This is a genomic window from Moorena sp. SIO1F2 (assembly GCF_010672755.1).
GTDB lineage: Bacteria > Cyanobacteriota > Cyanobacteriia > Cyanobacteriales > Coleofasciculaceae > Moorena.
Window position 1 is genome coordinate 1 of sequence record NZ_JAAHFV010000412.1, and the last position, 5,386, is coordinate 5,386.

The following is a 5,386-nucleotide window of genomic DNA, read 5'->3' on the forward strand; positions in this document are numbered from 1 at the left end:
GACCATTAGACGGTACAACTGGTGATATACTCGTATCAGCCATGGTATCTTGATATAATTCCCGTAGTCGCAGCCGCCACCCTTCAACTCGCAAATTATTTGGTACTAACAGGCTAGAAGCCACACCCAATTCTGATAAGGGTATCCATAATTCCCAAATTTGCCAAAGCCAATAGACTTGACGCACTGCGGTAGCAGAAGTCCACATCGACTCCATTGAGGGATATAAGTTGCCATTGGCATCGATCGGGGCATTTTCTAGCAAAATGACCACATCTTGACCGGGTGTAGACAGGAAATTCCGTTGCTGTGGCAACTGGCATATCCCATAAACCTCTGGCACATGGAGGCAGTGGGGATACAAGCGTAGGTAAGGAAGAATATGGCCGTTGAGTTGTTCAGGAAAATCCGGTGGCAGTTCTGGCTGCATATCCTGCCAAATTTGCGGGGCAACTACCTGGTAGCGGTCTGCGACTTGTTCTCCAACTGGTAGCTCTACGGCAGCAGAACCCACTGCCCAAAGATAACGATCCACGGCTAATACCTATGAAGTTAATTTACGGCTATACGGTCAAATTCTAGACGGCTGAGATAAATTAGAAGAGGGGTTGTTTGAGCTTTTCAACATTTTCTATCAAAGTTGTCTAGTAAATTAAAGAAAATTCAAATAACTCAGCAACCTATATCTTTGTCTGACGTCAGACAAAATAAAGTAGAGTTACCTGCAACTACTCACCCCATACCCCGTATATTATGATGAGCCGATGGTAAGTTCCTCGATGCTTTGGCTAATTGCCGGGTCAATGCTGTGCTTAGTCGAGCTGTTTGTGCCAACAGCGTTTGTTGCTTTCATGATGGGCATCAGTGCTTTGGTGGTAGGATTTGTGATCTCGATTTTGCCCATACCTTATACCCTACAAGTGGGGTTATGGTTGCTGCTTTCCACTGCCTCAGTCTTTTTATCCCGTCGCCTGATGCCCCCTGCCAGAGTGGGCAAAAATTTGGATGCGATGGAAGCTCAAACCTTGACAGAAATTCTGCCAGGGCAAACTGGGCGGGTACTCTATGAAGGCAACTCATGGCGTGCCCGTTGTGAAGACTATGCAGATGCGATCGCATCCAACCAAAAGGTCTACGTAGTGCGCAGGGAAGGCACTACCCTGATTGTTGTGCCTCATCACCTATTGCATGACTGAAGCTGATCGACCATGGGTGCTCTACCAGGTTCAGGGGATAGTGATGGGTTAATGGGGTGATGGAGTAATAGAGTCAACGTTAGATCTATTAGTCCCCCTAGTTACTAGTTGTTGGGAGTCTCCCTGCTCACCGGGTCCAGTATTTTTTGACAAAAGATACGTGGAACAGTCAGGTTGGACAGAGGGTCATAAAGTCAGCTTCAAGCACTTGAGAATCAGACTAAATCAGTCTAAATTAAGTTTTCTGCCCTTCCCCACCCATCCGCTCCCCCTCTAACAACAAATTTGTAAAACACTACCCGAAAGGGAGGAAAGAGCGTGTCACAGTGGTTTTTGCTTGTCTTTTTAGCTTTGGGCGGTTCAGGTCTTCTCGGTTCCGTCAAGATTATTAATCAAGGAAACCAAGCCTTAGTGGAACGATTGGGAAAATATAGTGGCAAAAAACTCGAACCTGGGCTCAACTTTGTCATTCCCGTGATTGAGCAAGTGGTTTACCAGCAAACCATTCGGGAAAAAGTCCTTGATGTGCCACCTCAGCCTTGTATCACCTCCGACAATGTTTCCATTACCGTTGACGCTGTGGTTTACTGGCGGATCATGGATATGGAGAAAGCTTACTATAAGGTTGAAGACCTGCGCTCCGCCATGCAGAACTTGGTGCTAACCCAGATTCGAGCCGAAATGGGGAAACTGGAACTGGATCAAACCTTTACCGCTCGCTCTCAAATCAATGAAACCCTACTGCGGGAATTAGACATTTCCACTGATCCTTGGGGGGTTAAAGTCACGCGGGTGGAACTGCGGGACATTGTGCCGTCTCAGGCAGTGCAGGACTCAATGGAGTTGCAGATGTCAGCAGAACGCCGCAAACGGGCGGCAATTTTGACCTCTGAAGGGGAACGAGAATCTGCGGTTAACACTGCCAGAGGTAAGGCCGAGGCACTAGAGTTAGATGCTGGAGCCCGTAAAAAAGCTGCGATTATGGACGCTGAAGCTCAACAACAGGCAATAGTTCTCAAAGCTCAGGCAGAACGACAGCAGCAGGTTCTCAAGGCACAAGCCACTGCTGAGGCTCTGAAAATTGTGGCTAAGACTCTTGATAATGACCCCAATGCTCGTGATGCTCTCCAGTTTTTACTGGCTCAGAATTATATCGATATGGGTATGCAAGTTGGCACTAGCGAGAGTAGTAAAGTTATGTTTATGGATCCTCGCAGCATTCCGGCAACCATTGAAGGGATGCGTTCGATTGTCGGTGATGGCGACAAGGTTAACCCTAATTCCCTAGGTATGAATGTGAATCAAAGGTGAAGTTCAGCTTCAATTAGCCATACCTAGACGGGTATCACCGTTTAGGTGGGGCTTATGTCTTAAACTAAAAAATCTTCCCATCAAGCAAACCCAGAGCTGTTAAGACAGCCAAGGGATATAGGAATCTATTGAAAGCGGTTTTAGCCAAAGCAGTTTGAACCCGTTGGCAGTAGGATAACCAAAGGATACCTATATCCCTTGAGAAAGTTGCTTGGAACAGAACATCTCACGAGATTCTTGCTTAACATTACCATTCATCACAGCTAGCTGCAGTTTCATGAAGGCATTTAAGTCTTCCAGTGGATATTTTCTAGTTAGAAGCTGCCGTAGCTTATCTTCTTCTGTTACACTCAAATAGCCAGTTTTGAGCGCTTTTTGTACAACTTCCCTGATATTAGCCATAACACAAGCACCTATTAAAATTAGTTAGCACTTTGGAGGCTGAAAGCCGTGCAAAAGCCAATTGAGACTATCCCTCTAAAGTGCTTATCACCATTTTTTAACCTTTTTATGATGTAGACGACACTTAAGTTCTGTGCAATTTTCCATTGTACATTGTACTCGGATCGTGTCTTTGGCTAGCTAAGCCGCTAAGCCAGCATCACCAAGCTTCTGTTAGCACGGCTGTATTAGGTGATTGTGGTATTATATCATTATGGCTCTTGAGATTCTGTAGCCTTAGTTACAGAACACTGTTCACATAATCCGAAAAACTCCAAGGTATGGTAAAAAATCGTGAATTGATAAGAATCTTGCAACTTCTTCTGTAATTGAGGTATGGGACATTCTTCCATGGGAATAGACATGTCACAATTGAGACAAGTGAGGTGATGTTGATCATTTTGTACACCACTGTAGAGGGATTCTCCACTACCAAGAGTCCGGACTTGCACCATTCCTTCTAGTTTTAAAGCATCCAAAGCGCGGTAAACTGTAGCTAAACCCATAGATTGCTTACGTTTGCGCAGCTCTACATAAAGATCTTGGGCCGACATAGCCCGATTCAAGCTTGTGAGCAGTTTCAGAATTCGCTCTTGGGAGCGGGTGCGTTGGCCTTTCATTAATCTTTCTTTAATATCCTATTTTTTTGATGTTAATCGTGCTTGTTGGTTCAAACTGTAAAGAAGGATGAATGATCAACGGATCATCAGCAATAGTGAGCGCGGCTGTGCCCAAATCCCAGGATTAGGCTAGGGCTGGTTACACGCTGTGGCAGCTAAAAAAAATACTAGCTGAAAAAATACTAGCTCAAAAAATATTGCTCAGTAACCTATCAGTAACCTAATTGATAGAATTTTTTAATCCTTGATCGTTCATCCTTGATATTATATCCATTATCATTATAGATGGAAAGGGGAGAGTTGTGATTAACAAATATCAGGCTTATATTTATGTTACACTTAGAAACTCGGTATTGGATCCAGCCGGTGTAGCTGTTGAGTCAGGACTGAAGCAGCTAGGCTACGAGAGTGTAGAACAGGTGCGTATTGGTAAATATATCGAACTTAGCCTGAGTGCTGCTAATGAAGATATGGCGCAAGAGCAATTGAATCAGATCTGTGACCAGCTGTTAGCCAACCCAGTTATTGAAAATTATCGCTTTGAATTGGTTGAGATGTCAGCACAACTAGGAGTGGAAGCATGAAATTTGGGGTGGTGGTCTTTCCTGGGTCAAACTGCGATCGCGATTTGGCCTATGTTACAACTAGCTTACTCCAATGTCCAACCAGGATGGTTTGGCATCAAGAAACCGATATTTCTGACTTAGATGTGGTGGTACTCCCTGGGGGCTTTAGCTATGGGGATTACCTGCGCTGTGGCGCAATTGCCCGGTTTTCTCCAGTCATGCCAATGGTGGTAGACCATGCTAAACAGGGTAAATTTGTCCTAGGCATTTGTAATGGTTTCCAGATGCTGACGGAAATGGGGCTGTTACCAGGGGCATTAGTCAGAAATCGGGACTTACATTTTATTTGCGATCGCGTTCCAGTTAAAGTAGAGCGCACTGATTTACATTGGACTACAGCTTATCACCCAGGAGAAATTATAACTCTACCTATTGCCCATGGTGAAGGGCGCTACTACGCTGATGCTGAAACTCTCAAAGCTCTCGAAGATAATGGTCAGGTATTGTTTCGTTACGCTACTGTTTCAGGAGAGATAGAGACAACAGGTAATCCCAATGGTTCCCTGAATAACATTGCCGGAATTTGTGATACCACTGGCAAAATTTTGGGTATGATGCCCCATCCAGAACGAGCAGCTGATCCGATGTTAGGCAATATCGATGGGATGAGATTGTTTCAGAGTTTGTTAAAGACTTTTAACAATTGCTAGTGTTTTCGATACCACCAATTACCGATAACCGCGACGGCTACATGGGTTACCTAAACTTTATCTGTGTGCCAAAGCTTCCAATTAGACCGGATCTGGTTTACTGGTAAATATTGCCATAAACTGAAGTTTATACTTTTTGTAAATCTGATTAAAATTAGTGGCTGTTAATGCTCGAAAGAGTATTTTAAAAAGTATAAAGAAGCAGAGGTTAGTCGTTGAGTGGACAGCGAGTGTTTGTTAAAATTTATCGTTATAATTAGTAAAATAAAAAAATATAAATATAAAATCGAATAAGATAAAAAAATGCCGGAAACTAACTTTCAAATTGAATGGCCTGATGGTAATCAAGAACTTTGCTATTCCCCTTCTCTAGTGGTCAAGAAATATTTTAATGCTGAGCAAGACTATTCCCTTTCGGAATTTGTGGCACTGTCTCGGACTGCACTTCAGGATGGTAGTGATCGCGTCAAAGCTAAATTTGGTTTCTCTTGTAGCAAAGCACTAGGACAACTGAAGATAATAGAAGACAAAGCGAAGAAGTA

The 5,386-nt window shown here is 43.8% G+C and carries 7 protein-coding genes and 1 pseudogene; 5 read left to right on the top strand and 3 right to left on the bottom strand.

Annotated features, from left to right (window positions below; all coding sequences use genetic code 11):
• Window positions 1-535, bottom strand: a pseudogene (locus tag F6J94_RS29605) (serine/threonine-protein phosphatase); the annotation flags it as partial.
• 229 nt (window positions 536-764) lie between these two features.
• Between F6J94_RS29605 and F6J94_RS29610 the strand changes: the two are divergent.
• Entirely contained in the window at window positions 765-1,196 is a 432-nt protein-coding gene (locus tag F6J94_RS29610) for an NfeD family protein (protein WP_293023318.1), read from the top strand.
• A 318-nt stretch (window positions 1,197-1,514) separates the two neighbouring features.
• Window positions 1,515-2,507, top strand: coding sequence for an SPFH domain-containing protein (locus F6J94_RS29615; RefSeq protein ID WP_293023320.1), 993 nt, complete (start codon window positions 1,515-1,517; stop codon window positions 2,505-2,507).
• Between the two features lie 189 nt (window positions 2,508-2,696).
• Here F6J94_RS29615 and F6J94_RS29620 read toward each other — a convergent pair whose 3' ends face one another.
• Together F6J94_RS29620 and F6J94_RS29625 are read right to left on the bottom strand one after the other, a co-directional pair.
• Window positions 2,697-2,909, bottom strand: coding sequence for a hypothetical protein (locus tag F6J94_RS29620; RefSeq protein WP_293023322.1), 213 nt, complete (start codon window positions 2,907-2,909; stop codon window positions 2,697-2,699).
• A gap of 251 nt (window positions 2,910-3,160) precedes the next feature.
• Entirely contained in the window at window positions 3,161-3,568 is a 408-nt protein-coding gene (locus tag F6J94_RS29625) for a Fur family transcriptional regulator (RefSeq protein WP_293023325.1), read from the bottom strand.
• A 302-nt stretch (window positions 3,569-3,870) separates the two neighbouring features.
• On the opposite strand from F6J94_RS29625, the gene purS reads away from it, so the two are divergent.
• The 3 genes from purS to F6J94_RS29640 form a co-directional block, all read left to right on the top strand.
• Window positions 3,871-4,152, top strand: coding sequence for a phosphoribosylformylglycinamidine synthase subunit PurS (gene purS, locus F6J94_RS29630; protein WP_293023328.1), 282 nt, complete (start codon window positions 3,871-3,873; stop codon window positions 4,150-4,152).
• The gene (purQ, locus tag F6J94_RS29635) at window positions 4,149-4,844 is read left to right on the top strand and encodes a phosphoribosylformylglycinamidine synthase subunit PurQ (protein ID WP_293046881.1); all 696 of its coding nucleotides are present in this window, start codon (window positions 4,149-4,151) and stop codon (window positions 4,842-4,844) included. The genes purS and purQ overlap by 4 nt, the downstream gene beginning before the upstream one ends.
• 303 nt (window positions 4,845-5,147) lie before the next feature.
• Window positions 5,148-5,386: MSMEG_0570 family nitrogen starvation response protein (locus tag F6J94_RS29640; RefSeq protein WP_293046883.1), on the top strand; the 239-nt coding region annotated here is incomplete at its 3' end.